The sequence below is a fragment of the Yimella lutea genome (genome assembly GCF_006715095.1).
GTDB classification, from domain to species: Bacteria; Actinomycetota; Actinomycetes; order Actinomycetales; family Dermatophilaceae; genus Yimella; species Yimella lutea.
Window position 1 is genome coordinate 1,346,690 of record NZ_VFMO01000001.1, and the last position, 13,841, is coordinate 1,360,530.

The window sequence follows — 13,841 nt, forward strand, 5'->3', positions numbered from 1 at the left end:
GGTTCGGGTGCTGCGCCGAACGGCGGGACGCTTTCGTCAGTCGGCGACGGCTTCGGGCACGTGCAACCTGGCCATGATGCGTCCGGTCGAGGCCGGGACGCTGTTCGGCGTGGCGAGCGAGACGACGACCATCACGAACACCGCGAGGGGCGTCGTCCACGCCGCCGGTGCGGTCAGCAACTGTCGCGCGAGACCCTCGGTCCCGACGCCTCCGGCCAGCACCACTGCGGCGCAGGCGCCCGTCGTGAAGCCGCCGGTGAGCACTCCGGCGATCGCGCCGGCGCGGGAGAGGCTGCGCCACCACACACCGAGCACCACCAGCGGCGCGAAGGTGGCGGCCGCGATCGCGAATGCGTAACCGACGACCATCGAGATGCCGAACGGGCTACGCAGGACCGCGGCGGTGAACGGCACGAGCATCGCGAACATCACTGCGAAACGGAAGGATTGACTCGGCTTCACGCTGGGGTGACGGCGACGCACCAACGGTCGGACGATGTCCTGATCGAGGACGCCGGCGACCGCCATCAGCAGGCCGCTCGCGGTGGACAGGAATGCAGCGAACGCTCCCGCGGCAAGCAGGGCCGACAACAGATCGCCGACGCCGCCGGGCAGGACGGCGCCGGGCAGCCGGAGCACCATCGTGTCCCGCATCCCAGGTGCGTCGCCAGGCAGGTAGATGCGTCCGAGCCAGCCGTAGATCGGCGGCCAGACGTAGAACATGCCCAGCAGGGCAAGCACCGCCACGGTCGTTCGGCGGGCCTCCCGGCCGGTCGCATTGGTGTAGAAGCGCACGACGACGTGGGGCAGACCCATGCTGCCCAGGCACAACGCGATCAGCAGGCTGTAGGTCGCGTAGAGGTTGTCGGTGTTCGCGGACGCGGTGAGCGGGTCCCACCAGTCGGTGCCGGCAGGCGCCGAGGGACGGTCGTCGCGCAGCCACACGCCGAGCATCACGAACGCGGGGACGACAAGCGCAGTCAGTTTGAGCCAGTACTGAGCCGCCTGGACGAGCGTGACCGACCGCATCCCGGCGAGCGCGACATTGAACGTGACGAGCACGGTGACCAGGGTGCTGCCGACCCAGCGGGGCCATCCGGTGACGTGGTTGAGCACCAGGCCCGCGCCCTGGAGTTGGGGGATGAGGTAGAGCCAGCCGATGCCGACCACGAACACTGAGCAGACCCTGCGCGCGGCCTTCGACTCCAGTCGCAGCTGAGCGAAGTCGGGCAGTGTGTACGCCCCACTGCGACGCAGCGGTGCAGCGACGAGGACGAGCAGGACGAGGTAGCCGATGGTGTAACCGACGGGGAGCCACAGCGTGTCCAGGCCGTTGTCGTACATCAGCGCTGCGACACCGAGGAAGCTTGCCGCAGAAAGGTATTCACCACCGATGGCACTCGCGTTGCGCCAGGGGGAGACCGTTCGCCCGGCGACGTAGAAGTCGCTGGTGCCGCGGGTGAACCGCAATCCGACCAGGCCGAGACCGGAGGTGAGTACGCAGACCGTCGCGATCGCGACGAGCGACCAGGTGGAGGTCACCGCCTGCTCACCGGTCGGGTCACCATCGTCGTGAACTCCAGCTCCAACCGCTCCGATGCGCGGACGTACTGGCGGGCGATCAGCACCGCCGCGGGGTAGACGAGCACACCGAGCACCCACCAGGCGAACGGCACCCCGGCGAACGTGACATGCCGGGTTGCCGGCACGAAGTGGAACAGCAACGGCAGGCCGCCGAGACTGACGATTCCCACGGCGAGGACTCGCAATGCGAGCCGCAGTTGGGCACGCATCAAGCCCTCGACGTACACCTCACCGAGTTCGGTCTGCGAGTTGATCTCGTCGCGCAGGCTCTGGCCGGCCGGGTTGCCGGTCGGCGCGCGGGAACTGGTGATGCGGACGCGTGGCGCCGCGTGCTCCATCAGATCTCTCCACGCTGCAACAGGTGCTGCCGCAGTTCGCGGGTGTGCCGGCGGCTGACCTGCAGTGAGGTGCCGTCGACGGTGACCGAGCAGCGCCCGTCGTCCATGTGCAGCTCGGACACGAAGCGGGTACAGACGAGCGTGGAGCGGTGGATACGGACAAATCCTGCTGCGGCCCAACGCTCCTCGAGTGTGTTCAGCGGGATCCGGACGAGGTGGGTGCCGTCCGGTGTGTGCAGTTCGGCGTAGTCGCCCATCGCCTGGACGTACCGGACGTCGGAACGCAGGATGAAACGCGTGACACCGCCGCGTTCGACGGGGATGCGTTCGCCCTCGGGTTCGGCCTGAGCTGCGGTGGCTCCGACGCATTTGCCGACCGCCTGTGCGAGACGTTCAGGTCTGACCGGTTTCATCACGTAGTCGACGACGTCGATCGCGAAGGCGTCGACGGCGTACTCGTCGTAGGCGGTCACCAGGACCACCTGCGGGCGCTGCGGCAGCCGGGCGATGACGCGGGCCAGTTGCATGCCGTCCAGGCCCGGCATGTTGATGTCGCTGAACACGACGTCCACGGGGGTGAAGTCGAGCAGGTCGAGTACTTCGCCGCCGCTGGCCGCCTGCAGGACCGTGCCGATGCGCTCGTCCTGGTCGAGCAGCCAGGCGAGTTCCGACCGGGTAGGTGCCTCGTCGTCGACGACGAGCACGGACAGGGGTGCTGCGGACATGGGGTAAACCTAGGCCTCGGGCGCGAATTTGGGCACCCTGAAACTCACCTTCATGCCTGAGCCGCGAGCTGTCTCGATGACGAGGCCATGGTCGTCCCCGTAGGTCTGTCGCAGGCGCGCGTCGACGTTGCCCAGTCCGACCGACCCGCTGCGCCCGTGCCCGTCGAGCACCTGCCTGATGCGTTCGGGTTCGGCTCCGACACCGTCGTCCTCGACGCTGATCTCTGCTTCAGGCCCGATGTCCCGAACGGTGAGCGTGACCGTGCCGGTGCCCGCCTTCGGGGCCAGGCCGTGCCGGACGGCGTTCTCGACCAGCGGTTGGATGGCCAGGTAGGGCACACGGACCGCGAGCACCTCGGGCGCGACCTTCATCCGCAGTTGCAGGCGCTCGCCGAAGCGAGCTTGTTCGAGCACGAGGTAGCGCTCGACGTTGCGCATCTCCTCGGCGAGCGTGGCGGTCGCGCCGCCCTGGCGCAGGGCGTAGCGGGTGAAGTCGGCGAACTCCAGCAGCAGTTCGCGGGCGCGGTCGGGGTCGGTGCGCACGAACGAGGCGATCGCGCCGAGGCTGTTGTAGATGAAGTGGGGGCTGATCTGGGCCCGGAGGGCCCGCAGTTCGGCTTCCATGGCGCGGGTGCGGTCGGCCGAGAGGTCGGCGAGCTCGACCTGGGTCGCGATCCAGCCGGCGACCTCCTCGGTGGCCCGGGCCAGCCCGGCGCTCGGCTGTTCGCCGCACGCGACCAACTGCCCGACGACGGTGTCGCGCACCCGGATCGGGGCCAGAACCGCCGTTCGCACCGGACAGTCCGGGTCGTCGCAGTCGAGGGTCGTGATGACCGCGACCTTGCCGTCACCGAGGTGCTCGGCCGCGGCTTCGTGCACCTCGGCCCGGTGGTGGTCGCCGACACCGTCCCACGCCAGGACCTCTCGGCTGCCGGTGAGCGCGAGGGCGGGCGTGGCCAGGAGTTCGCGCAGGTGAGGGAGTGCCCGTCGGGCCGTCTCCTGGTCGAGTCCGTCACCGAGGTGCCGTCCGGCGAGGGACGCCGTGTGCAGGGTTTCGTACGTCGCCCGGTCGCGTTCACTGACGAAACCTCGTTGCAGATTGCGGCGGCGCAGCACCTGCCACAGCAACAGGATCACCAGCGCAGCACCGATCGCGAGGACGATCGTCACGGGCTCCGGGCTGGTCATTCGGCGAGCGTAGGCGCCGAGCAGCGTCCGAGGGCGGATATCCCCGCGACATGCGAACGGCCACCGCCTGCGGCGCAGTCGGTGGCCGTTCGAGAAAGCGCCCCCTGCAGGATTCGAACCTGCGCTCCCGCCTCCGGAGGGCGGTGCTCTATCCCCTGAGCTAAGGGGGCCCAGCAGCCGCCAACCGTATCAGCAGCAACGAGAATCCCTCGCATCGGTGCCGTTCCGAAGAGAGCCGGCGGCGAATCATGGCGATGTTCGGTGGTGAGGTCTTGGACGACACGGAAGACGCCGTCCGGCCACACGAATCATTGACCTGGATGAACCTGCCCGAGGGCATGGTCCGGTTGATCGCGGACCTGTCACCATTACAAGAACGCCTCGGCTGCTTGACGGATCCGATGTCATTGGCCGGCGTAGCGGTCGATGACGATCGCGGCCCAACGCAATTGCCCGGTCGGTTCGCACCGTCCACTTTCTGAGTGATCCCGCGAGCCGGCTGCGCCCATCGGTAGCGTTGGCGCCGATGAACGCAGCTCAGACTCCGGTCTTCTCCCGCAACACCACCCGCACCCAGGACGGGTCGTTCGCCGTCGCCGGACGCGACGTCCGTGACCTCGCTCGAGACTTCGGCACACCCGCCTACCTCGTCGATGTCGATGACGCGCGCTCGCGCGCTCGGGAGTACCGGGACGAGTTCGCCCGAGCCTTCCGCGGCATCGGCACCGAATGCGACGTGTACTACGCCGGCAAGGCGTTCCTCTCGGTCGCCATGGCGAAGTTGGTGCACGTGGAAGGTCTGCGACTGGACGTGTGCAGCGGCGGCGAACTCGCGGTCGCGGTCCGGGCAGGAGTGCCCGGCGAGTTGATCGGCGTGCACGGCAACAACAAGTCGGTGCACGAGATCGACGCAGCCCTGGCGTACGGCGTCGGACGCATCGTCGTCGATTCCTTCGAGGAGATCGAACGGGTCGCGGACGCGGCCGCCCGAATCGGCGTGATTGCGAAGGTGATGCTGCGGGTGAAGACCGGCGTCGAAGCCCACACCCACGAGTTCATCGCCACCGCTCACGAGGACCAGAAGTTCGGGTTCAGCATCGAAGGCCAAGTGGCCGAGGCGGTCCGGAAAGTTCTGGCACGTGACGAGCTCCGACTGCTCGGTTTCCACTCCCACATCGGCTCCCAGATCTTCGAGTCGGACGGTTTCGCGGTTGCCGCCGAAAGGCTGATCGGGCTGCAGCTAGCGGTCGCGAAGGAGCACGGCGTCACGCTTCCCGAACTCGACCTCGGCGGCGGGTTCGGCATCGCCTACCTGCCGAGTGATGTTCCGCTCGCGCCGTCGGTCATGGCCGACCAATTGGCTTCCATCGTCCAGAAAGCTTGTGTCGCAGCCGGAACCGAGGTTCCGCGTATCTCGATCGAGCCGGGCCGGTCGATCATCGGTCCGGCCGGTATGACGCTGTACACGGTCGGCACCGTGAAGCAGGTCGTCGTCGACGACCAACTCACCCGCACCTACGTCGCGGTCGACGGTGGCATGAGCGACAACGCACGTCCGGTGCTCTACGACGCCGAGTACCACTGCGAGATCGCCGGCCGGCATGCCGAAGCGACTGCTCAGAGCCGGGTGGTCGGCAAACACTGCGAGTCGGGCGACATCGTCGTGCGAGATGTGTTGCTGCCGAGCGATATTCGCGCGGATGACCTGGTGCTGGTGGCTGCGACCGGCGCCTACTGCCGTTCGCTGGCGAGCACCTATAACCACGTGCCGCGTCCGCCGGTCATTGCGGTCGATGAGGCGGGTGCGCGGCCGTGGGTGCGCCGCGAGACCATTGAGGACCTGTTGTTGCTGGAGAGTGAGTAGTCAGATGTCGGAGTCGGTGCGGATCGCGCTGCTCGGTTGTGGAGTCGTCGGGGGAGCAGTCGCCCGCCGGTTGTCGGAGGCGAAGGACGAGTTCGCTGCTCGAGTGGGTCGCCCGTTGGAGATCGTCGGGGTCGCCGTGCGCGACACCGGAAAGGACCGTTCCGAAACCGGCCTGGACGCCTCCTTGTTCACCACCGACGCCGAGACGTTGGTGACCGAGGCCGACCTGGTGATCGAGCTCATGGGTGGCATGGAGCCGGCAAAATCGCTGCTGCAGAAGGCGATCGAGTCGGGTGCGAGTGTCATCACCGCGAACAAGGCGTTGCTGGGCCAGCACGGCGCCGAGCTCTACGAGCTCGCCGAGGAACACGGTGTCGATCTCTACTACGAAGCCGCCGTCGCAGGCGCGATCCCGCTGATCCGACCGCTGCGCGTTTCGCTCGCGGGGGACAGCGTCCACCGCGTGATGGGCATCGTCAACGGCACCACGAACTTCATCCTGGACAAGATGGACCGCACCGGTGCACAGCTCGCCGATGTGCTCGCCGAGGCCCAGGAACTCGGGTACGCCGAGGCCGACCCGACCGCCGACGTTGAGGGCCACGACGCCCAGGCGAAGGCTGCGATCCTGGCCTCGCTGGCGTTCCACACCCGCGTCCGCACCTGCGACGTCCACGTCGAGGGGATCATGGGCGTCACCGCCGACGACATTCGCGCGGCCCGACGGATCGGCTGTGTCATCAAGCTGCTCGCGATTGCCGAACTGGTCGACAAGGGCGGTTCGCAGGCTGTGAACGTCCGGGTGCATCCGACGCTGATCGATCGCAGCCACCCGCTCGCGTCGGTGCGCGAGGCGTTCAATGCTGTCTTCGTCGAGACCCAGATGGCCGGTGAGCTGATGTTCTACGGTCCGGGTGCCGGCGGCGACCCGACCGCTTCCGCAGTACTCGGCGATGTCGTGCAGGCGGCCCGTCACAAGGTGACCGGCGGCCGCGGGCCCGGTGAGTTGTCGTACGCGAACCTGCCGATCGAGCCGATCGGCGCATCGAAGACCGCCTACTTCATCCGACTGGACGTCGAGGACAAGCCTGGTGTCCTGGCGAACATCGCGAAAACCATTGGCGAGCAAGGCGTTTCAATCGAGTCGATGCGGCAGGGAGTGCGCCGTTCGCAGGACGGTCTGGCGACCTTGCACCTGATCACACACCGCTCGAGCGAGGCCGACCTGGCCGACGTCGTCGAGCGACTCAAGGCATCCGAGGACGTACGCGAGGTCGGCTCGGTGCTTCGCGTCGAGGGGGAGTAGGACGATATGGCACATCTGTGGCGCGGGGTCATCCGCGAGTACGCCGACCGGCTGCCGATGCTCGACGGCGCGCCCGTCATCACGCTCGGCGAGGGCGGCACACCGCTGATCCACGCCGAAGGGTTGACTGAGCTCACCGGTGCGGACGTCTGGGTCAAGTACGAGGGCATGAATCCCACCGGTTCGTTCAAGGACCGCGGGATGACGACGGCGATCTCGATGGCTGCCAAGGCCGGAGCGAAGGCCGTCGTGTGCGCCTCGACCGGCAACACCAGTGCGTCCGCGGCCGCGTATGCGACCAAGGCGGGTATGACCTGCGCGGTGCTGGTGCCCGACGGCAAGATCGCGATGGGCAAGCTGTCCCAGGCGATCGCGCACGGTGCCACGTTGCTGCAGGTCGACGGCAACTTCGACGATTGCCTCGGCGTCGCCCGCAAGCTCGGTGAGGCGTACCCCGTCGAACTCGTCAACTCGGTCAATCCGGCCCGGATCGAGGGTCAGAAGACGGCGTCCTTCGAGGTCATCGATGTGCTCGGCGACGCCCCTGATATCCACGTGCTCCCGGTCGGCAACGCCGGCAACATCACGGCGTACTGGAAGGGCTACAGCGAAGCCGTCGATTCCGCGCACGGCACTCCCGTCGCCACCAAGCGACCGATGATGTGGGGGTTCCAGGCCGAAGGTGCAGCACCGATCGTGCGCGGTTATCCGGTCGACGATCCCGAGACCGTCGCGACAGCGATCCGCATCGGTAACCCGGCGTCGTGGAAGCAGGCCGAAGCCGCGCGCGATGAGTCCGGCGGCGTCATCGACATGGTCAGCGACGACGAGATCCTGCACGCGCACCGCTTGCTCTCCAGCACCGAGAGCATCTTCGTCGAGCCGGGCTCTGCCGCGAGCATCGCCGGACTGCTGAAGATGCACGAGGCCGGACGGATCCCGCCCGGTGCTCGCATCGTCTGCACGGTCACCGGCCACGGCTTGAAGGACCCGCAGTGGGCGCTTCGGACCGCGGACGGTTCCGATGTGCAGCCCACCCGCGTATCGGTCGACGTCGTGTCGGTCGCGCGGGCGCTCGGCCTCGAATCCTGATGAGCCGCAACGTGATCGAGCCTGGACGTCACGTTCGGGTGGACGTTCCGGCGAGTTCGGCGAACCTCGGGCCGGGCTTCGATTCGCTCGGTCTGGGGATCGAGATCCGGGATGTCGTCGAAGCGAGCGTCGAGGGTGACCGGCTGATCATCGAGGTCGAAGGCGCCGGCGCGGGTGAAGTGCCGCTCGACGATCGTCACCTGGTCCACCGGTCCATGCTTGCACTCTGGGAGCGCCTTGAGGTCGAACCTCCCGCCGGTCTGAAATTGTTGTGTCGCAACGAGATTCCGCACTCGAGGGGCCTCGGCTCGTCCGCTTCGGCAATCGTCGCGGGCGTTGCAGCTGCTTGCGCACTCGTCCGCGGCGAACTCGACGACGACTCGATCACACTGGTCAACGACGTCGCGAGTGCGCTCGAAGGCCACCCCGACAACGCGTCCGCGAGTGTGTACGGCGGGTTCACCTCGTCCTGGTTCGACGAGCAGGATCAGGCCTGGCGCACCGCTCGGCCCGGGCTGCACCCGGACGTCGACGTCGCGGTGTTCGTGCCCGGATTCACGCTCTCCACAGACAAGGCGCGTGCCGCGCTTCCGGCTCAGGTGACGCTGGCCGACGCCGCCCGGAACGCAGGCCGTGCAGCGCTGCTGGTGCACGCATTGACGACGGACCCCGGTCGACTGCTGCCGGCAACGGCCGACTGGTTGCACCAGGAGAACCGGCGGCCGGCCTATCCCGCAAGCATGGCGCTGGTCGATTCGTTGCGCGGTCACGGTCACGCGGCCTTCATCTCCGGTGCCGGGCCGACCGTGCTGGTGCTCGGCGTTGGCGAGTCCCTGCGCGATCTCTCGGCGCCGAACGACGACTGGATATTGCTGCGTCCGGGAATCGCCACGCACGGTGTGCGGGTCGTGTCACACAACTCACGGTGAGCGTGTAGATTGGTGAACGCACCGAGTGAGGTTCCGGATCTCCGGCACGCCCCAGGTGTATTCACTCTCGCGATTGCGACATCGATCTCTGATGCGCAGCCGAGTTCAACACAGAGCCTCTTCGAGGCAGAACCCCGATCGATCGTCAGATCGAGATTGACGAGGGGGAAGGAACCTTCGTGACTGAAACCACCGAGTCGGCGACGACGGCAGCTGCCGCGTCGGGCTCTCGCGGATCCCTGGGCACGCTGAAGCTGGATGAGTTGAAGCGACTCGCCGGCTCGATGGGGATCAGCGGCACTTCCAAGATGCGCAAGAGCGACCTGCTCGCGGCGATCCAGAGCCGCGGCGGATCCTCGGACGGTCCCTCCGCGCCGGCTGAGCGAGCTCCGCGGGCCGCCAAGGCGCAGGCCGGGGCACCGCAGCAGGCCGAGTTGCCGGCTGCACAGCCCGCGACCGAGCCGAAGCTCGAGTCCGCGCGCGAAGATCGCACCGAGCAGGGCCGCGACGACCGGTCCGGTCAGCAGGGCGACCAGCAGGGCGACCAGCAGGGTGAGCGCCGCAACCGACGTGCCCGGGCGCCCCGCCAGGGCGTGGACGAGCAGGCCCCGCAGCAGGGTGCTGACCACGACTCCAAGCGCGACACCAGGTACGACAGCGAGCAGAACACTGCGGGTCAGTCGGATCGTCGTCAGGACCGTGATGACAACCGCTCTGACGATCGCTCGGACAACCGCGGTGACGACAACCGTGGCGAGAGCCGTGGGGACAACCGGGGCGGCGGCCAGAACCGCGACAACCGCCAGGATGGCGACCGCAACCAGGGCGGCAACAACCAGGACGGTGGCAACCGCAACCAGCGCGGAAACCAGGACCGTAACCAGGACCGTAACCAGGGCGGCAACGACCGCCGCGGTAACCAGAACAACAACCAGAACCAGCAGGGCGGCAACCAGTCGAACCAGCAGTCCAAGCAGCAGTCCAACCAGCAGGGCCAGGGTGGCGGCGGCAACCGCGACGACTGGGACGACCGTGGCGGCAACCGCCGCCGTCAGCGCGGACGTGACCGCAAGCGCGGCCGCAACCGCGCCGAGGAGTTCGGCGACGTCGACACCCAGGTGCGCGAGGACGACGTCCTGGTGCCGGTGGCCGGCATCCTGGACGTGCTCGACAACTACGCGTTCGTGCGCACCAGCGGTTACCTGCCGGGGCCGAACGACGTGTACGTGCCGCTCGGCATGGTTAAGAAGAACAACCTGCGCAAGGGCGACGCCGTCGTCGGTGCGGTGCGTGCGCTGCGCGAGGGCGAGCAGATCCCGGCTCGTCAGAAGTTCAACGCGCTCGTGCGTCTGGACTCCATCAACGGGATGACCTCCGAGCAGGCCGGCCAGCGTGTCGAGTTCGGCAAGCTTACTCCGCTGTACCCGCAGGAACGCCTGCGCCTGGAGACCACGCAGAATCAGCTCACCACCCGCATCATCGACCTCGTCGCGCCGATCGGTAAGGGCCAGCGTGGCCTGATCGTCGCTCCGGCGAAGGCCGGTAAGACGATGGTGATGCAGTCGCTGGCGAACGCGATCACCACCAACAATCCCGAGTGCCACCTGATGGTCGTCCTGGTCGACGAGCGTCCGGAGGAAGTCACCGACATGCAGCGTGCGGTGAAGGGTGAGGTCATCGCCTCCACCTTCGACCGCCCGGCCGATGACCACACGATCGTCGCCGAGCTCGCCATCGAGCGGGCGAAGCGTCTGGTCGAGCTCGGTCATGACGTCGTCGTGCTGCTCGACTCGATCACCAAGCTGGGCCGTGCCTACAACCTGGCGGCACCCGCGTCCGGACGCATCATGTCCGGTGGTGTCGACTCCGCGGCGCTCTACCCGCCGAAGAAGTTCTTCGGTGCCGCGCGCAACATCGAGGACGGCGGCTCGCTGACCATCCTCGCCACCGCGCTGGTGGAGACCGGCTCGAAGATGGACGAGGTCATCTTCGAGGAGTTCAAGGGCACCGGCAACATGGAGCTCAAGCTCGACCGTCAGCTGGCCAACCGTCGTATTTTCCCGGCGGTCGACATCAACAACTCCGGCACGCGCCGCGAGGAGATCCTCCTCGGCCAGGACGAGCTGAAGATCATGTGGAAATTGCGTCGTGTGCTGGCCGCACTCGATCAGCAGCAGGGCATCGAACTGCTGCTCGACCGGCTGAAGAAGACCAAGAGCAATGTCGAGTTCCTCATGCAGGTGCAGCAGACCTCGTCCATCAAGCTCGACGACGAGGACTGAGGCTGTTCACAGGCTCAGCGCCGAAAAAGCCCGGCCACTCCCATGGGGTGGCCGGGCTTCTTCGCGAAAGTCCGCAGAACTCGCGAGTCGACGGCGAGTTCTGCGGACTTTCGGGGATGAACTAGCTGATCTCGACGTCGGCCGCCTGCACGAACGCGACGCGGTGTCCGAGGTTCACCTGGTAGTACTTCGTGCGGCCCACGGTGTTGACGTGGTCGCCGGGGGTCTCCAACGAGAACGTCTTCGCCTTGTAGTAGTCGGTCGGCACCGAGTCGTCGGACAGCACGTAGGTCTGCCCGGCCTTCATCGTGTAGATGAGCGGTGAGATCGGCTGCGCCTCAGCGGGATTCGCGTAGGCACTGGCCTCCGGGTAAGCCGATCCATAAACCGGTGCGGTGGCACCCTTCGGTGTCACCGTGCGTCCGCCCTTGACCACGCGCGCAGTGCGCGCGTCGACCGGGTTGTGGAACCACGCGATCGCGCCGAGGTACCAGACCGCGGTCCAGTCGCCACGCACCTCGGCGACCGCGTACTCGGTGCCGGCGGCCGCGCGGGCGCCGATGTCCGAGACCTGCGTGGTCGACGGGCTCGCCTTCAGGCCGGGGTCGACGACCAGAGGCGCGGACGCGTCCGGGGCCGACCGCAACGGCACGAAGTTGGTGCCGTGGTCGGTGCCCTCGACGCAGACGCCGCTGCAACCCTGCACGACCTGAACGTTGTCCTCGAACCCGGGCAGGATGCGGACGACGTCGCCGGTCTTCGGTGCGCGTCCCACGGTGCCCTTCGACAGCGGTGCACCCATGAGTTCGAAGTAACGCTCCCAGTCCCAGAAGGGGCCCGGATCCCAGTGCATGCCGCGGATCCGAGAGGTTGTCAGAGCGGGCACCTGGTCGTGACCGATGATGTGTGCGCGGTCCATCGGGATGCCGTAGGTGCGGCACACGTGCCGGGTGAGCCGGGCGCTGCGGCGATACATGACCTCGGAGTACCAGTTGTAGCCCTGGGCGGCGAAGCCCTCGTGCTCCAGCCCGACCGAGTGCATGTTCATGTACCAGTTGCCGGCGTGCCAGCCGATGTCCTTGGTCTGCAGGTGCTGGGCGATGTGACCGTCGGACGAACGGATCGAGTAGTTCCACGCCATGTACGTCGGGTCGGTGACCAGCTTGATGCCGACTTCGTAACTGCACTCGGTGTCGTGAATGACGACATGCGTGAGCTGCGGCGAGCGCGGTCGGAACGCCAGGTCGTGGTTGCCGTAGTCGACCTCGGTCGGTCCGTACAGCTCGTACGGCGCCGGCACCCATTCGACGCCGAGACCGTTCGGAGCATCGACCGGACCGGTGGGGCGTCGCCCGGACTTGGCGCGGGCAACCACCCGGTCACGGCCCTTGCCGGGGGAGCCGACGGGCTGAGCGCCCACCGAGTAGCGGGTACGCCCGACGCTCACCGACATACCGGACCGCAGATCGGCCAGGACGTCGTCGGCGTACTGCACCTGTGCGGCGGGGGTACTCAGGCCGCTCGTCGTGGCGACGGCTTCGTACCAGGACGAGGGATCGGTGGATGCACCGACGACGCCACCGTTCGCGCGCTGGCGTGCGGCGAGCAGCGCTGCAGCGGCACGGATGTTGCTCGCGGCGTCCGTGCGGAGCGTGTCGGCGGAGATGCCGGACGCTGCGGCCGCGGCGCCCAAGGTGTCGATCGCGGCGCTGTCGTCCTTGCCCTCGGCGGCGCGCTGCTGCGCGGCCGCCGCGCCGTCGACCAGATGCATGGGGCCGTATCCGAGGCTGCGGCTGGGGCGTCCGGCGTGGTCGGACCAGCGGGTCTGTCCGTAGCTGATCGCCGCGAGGAGGGCCGGCGGAACGGCGAACTCGCGGCCGGCATCGGCGAAGACGGAGGTCTCGTCGACGGCGAGTGCCTTCGGCATGGCAGCGATGGCGCCTGCGACGACGGTGGCGGACAGGAACGAACGGCGGGAGAGGGATGACATGGATCCTCCAGGGCGGGGGGTGGGGAAGTGCTCACCATGGCACCGCGTTGGTCAAGGGAGGGTAAAACTTCCAACTTGTCCCAGTACGTGGCGAAATCAAGCCCCCGCCCGGGCTTCGGGAATGAACACCACGAGTCCGACGTTTTGGAGGAGGTCCGCCTACTCTGGCAGACTTGTCCCTTGGCCCCGGTTCACGTCGCGCATCCCGCCCGACGACCCGGGAAACAGCCTGAAGACTTAGGAGAAGCCGTGAAGAAGAACCTTCACCCGAACTACGCCGAGACCACGGTCACCTGCACCTGCGGCAACACGTTCACCACCCGCAGCACCGCCGAGTCCGGCCGCATCAGCGCCGAAGTGTGCTCCAACTGCCACCCGTTCTACACCGGTAAGCAGAAGATCCTCGACACCGGTGGTCGCGTGGCCCGCTTCCAGCAGCGCTACGGGAACAAGTCCAAGTAGCTTCTTCGATTCGCCGGTTCCGTCCTTCGACGGAACCGGCGTTTCGCGTTTCACCCCATCCCCGAAGCACTCCGAGAGCAC

Annotated in this window: 11 protein-coding genes and 1 tRNA gene; 6 read left to right on the forward strand and 6 right to left on the reverse strand. The window is 67.5% G+C overall.

The window, feature by feature from the left end; genetic code table 11:
• Positions 1-36 precede the first annotated feature (36 nt).
• The 5 genes from FB459_RS06405 to FB459_RS06425 form a co-directional block, all read right to left on the reverse strand.
• Positions 37-1,542, reverse strand: coding sequence for a sodium/solute symporter (locus tag FB459_RS06405; RefSeq protein WP_141927859.1), 1,506 nt, complete (start codon positions 1,540-1,542; stop codon positions 37-39).
• On the reverse strand, positions 1,539-1,922 hold the full coding sequence (locus FB459_RS06410) for a DUF485 domain-containing protein (RefSeq protein WP_129624761.1): 384 nt from the start codon (positions 1,920-1,922) through the stop codon (positions 1,539-1,541). Before FB459_RS06410 ends, FB459_RS06405 begins: the two co-directional genes overlap by 4 nt.
• The gene (locus tag FB459_RS06415; RefSeq protein ID WP_141927860.1) at positions 1,922-2,647 is read right to left on the reverse strand and encodes a LytR/AlgR family response regulator transcription factor; all 726 of its coding nucleotides are present in this window, start codon (positions 2,645-2,647) and stop codon (positions 1,922-1,924) included. The genes FB459_RS06410 and FB459_RS06415 overlap by 1 nt, the downstream gene beginning before the upstream one ends.
• Positions 2,648-2,656: 9 nt before the next feature.
• Complete coding sequence (locus FB459_RS06420) at positions 2,657-3,835, reverse strand: sensor histidine kinase (RefSeq protein ID WP_141927861.1); 1,179 nt, start codon at positions 3,833-3,835, stop codon at positions 2,657-2,659.
• 98 nt (positions 3,836-3,933) lie between these two features.
• Positions 3,934-4,005, reverse strand: a tRNA-Arg gene (locus tag FB459_RS06425).
• Between the two features lie 356 nt (positions 4,006-4,361).
• Between FB459_RS06425 and lysA the strand changes: the two genes are divergently transcribed.
• The 5 genes from lysA to rho all read left to right on the forward strand — a co-directional run bounded on the left by lysA (position 4,362) and on the right by rho (position 11,308).
• Positions 4,362-5,699 (forward strand): diaminopimelate decarboxylase, encoded by a 1,338-nt coding sequence (gene lysA / locus FB459_RS06430; protein ID WP_141927862.1) that lies wholly within the window; start codon positions 4,362-4,364, stop codon positions 5,697-5,699.
• Between the two features lie 4 nt (positions 5,700-5,703).
• A complete protein-coding gene (locus FB459_RS06435) occupies positions 5,704-7,005 on the forward strand; it encodes a homoserine dehydrogenase (RefSeq protein ID WP_141927863.1) in 1,302 nt (433 codons plus the stop codon).
• A 6-nt stretch (positions 7,006-7,011) separates the two neighbouring features.
• Positions 7,012-8,097, forward strand: coding sequence for a threonine synthase (thrC, locus tag FB459_RS06440; RefSeq protein WP_141927864.1), 1,086 nt, complete (start codon positions 7,012-7,014; stop codon positions 8,095-8,097).
• Entirely contained in the window at positions 8,097-9,026 is a 930-nt protein-coding gene (gene thrB / locus FB459_RS06445) for a homoserine kinase (RefSeq protein WP_129624767.1), read from the forward strand. The genes thrC and thrB overlap by 1 nt, the downstream gene beginning before the upstream one ends.
• A gap of 179 nt (positions 9,027-9,205) precedes the next feature.
• Entirely contained in the window at positions 9,206-11,308 is a 2,103-nt protein-coding gene (gene rho, locus FB459_RS06450) for a transcription termination factor Rho (RefSeq protein WP_141927865.1), read from the forward strand.
• Positions 11,309-11,429: 121 nt separating this feature from the next.
• Here rho and FB459_RS06455 read toward each other — a convergent pair whose 3' ends face one another.
• Positions 11,430-13,298: an N-acetylmuramoyl-L-alanine amidase gene (locus FB459_RS06455; protein WP_141927866.1), complete on the reverse strand. Its 1,869-nt coding sequence runs from the start codon at positions 13,296-13,298 to the stop codon at positions 11,430-11,432.
• Between the two features lie 249 nt (positions 13,299-13,547).
• Here FB459_RS06455 and rpmE point away from each other — a divergent pair, with 249 nt between their 5' ends.
• Complete coding sequence (gene rpmE, locus FB459_RS06460) at positions 13,548-13,760, forward strand: 50S ribosomal protein L31 (RefSeq protein ID WP_129624770.1); 213 nt, start codon at positions 13,548-13,550, stop codon at positions 13,758-13,760.
• Positions 13,761-13,841 lie beyond the last annotated feature (81 nt).

Bases quoted from the DNA above. Each gene is read 5' to 3' on its own strand.
- FB459_RS06410 (WP_129624761.1), bottom strand. From the start codon at position 1,922: ATGGAGCACGCGGCGCCACGCGTCCGCATCACCAGTTCCCGCGCGCCG.
- FB459_RS06415 (WP_141927860.1), bottom strand. From the start codon at position 2,647: ATGTCCGCAGCACCCCTGTCCGTGCTCGTCGTCGACGACGAGGCACCT.
- FB459_RS06420 (WP_141927861.1), bottom strand. From the start codon at position 3,835: ATGACCAGCCCGGAGCCCGTGACGATCGTCCTCGCGATCGGTGCTGCG.
- lysA (WP_141927862.1), top strand. From the start codon at position 4,362: ATGAACGCAGCTCAGACTCCGGTCTTCTCCCGCAACACCACCCGCACC.
- FB459_RS06435 (WP_141927863.1), top strand. From the start codon at position 5,704: ATGTCGGAGTCGGTGCGGATCGCGCTGCTCGGTTGTGGAGTCGTCGGG.
- thrC (WP_141927864.1), top strand. From the start codon at position 7,012: ATGGCACATCTGTGGCGCGGGGTCATCCGCGAGTACGCCGACCGGCTG.
- thrB (WP_129624767.1), top strand. From the start codon at position 8,097: ATGAGCCGCAACGTGATCGAGCCTGGACGTCACGTTCGGGTGGACGTT.
- FB459_RS06455 (WP_141927866.1), bottom strand. From the start codon at position 13,298: ATGTCATCCCTCTCCCGCCGTTCGTTCCTGTCCGCCACCGTCGTCGCA.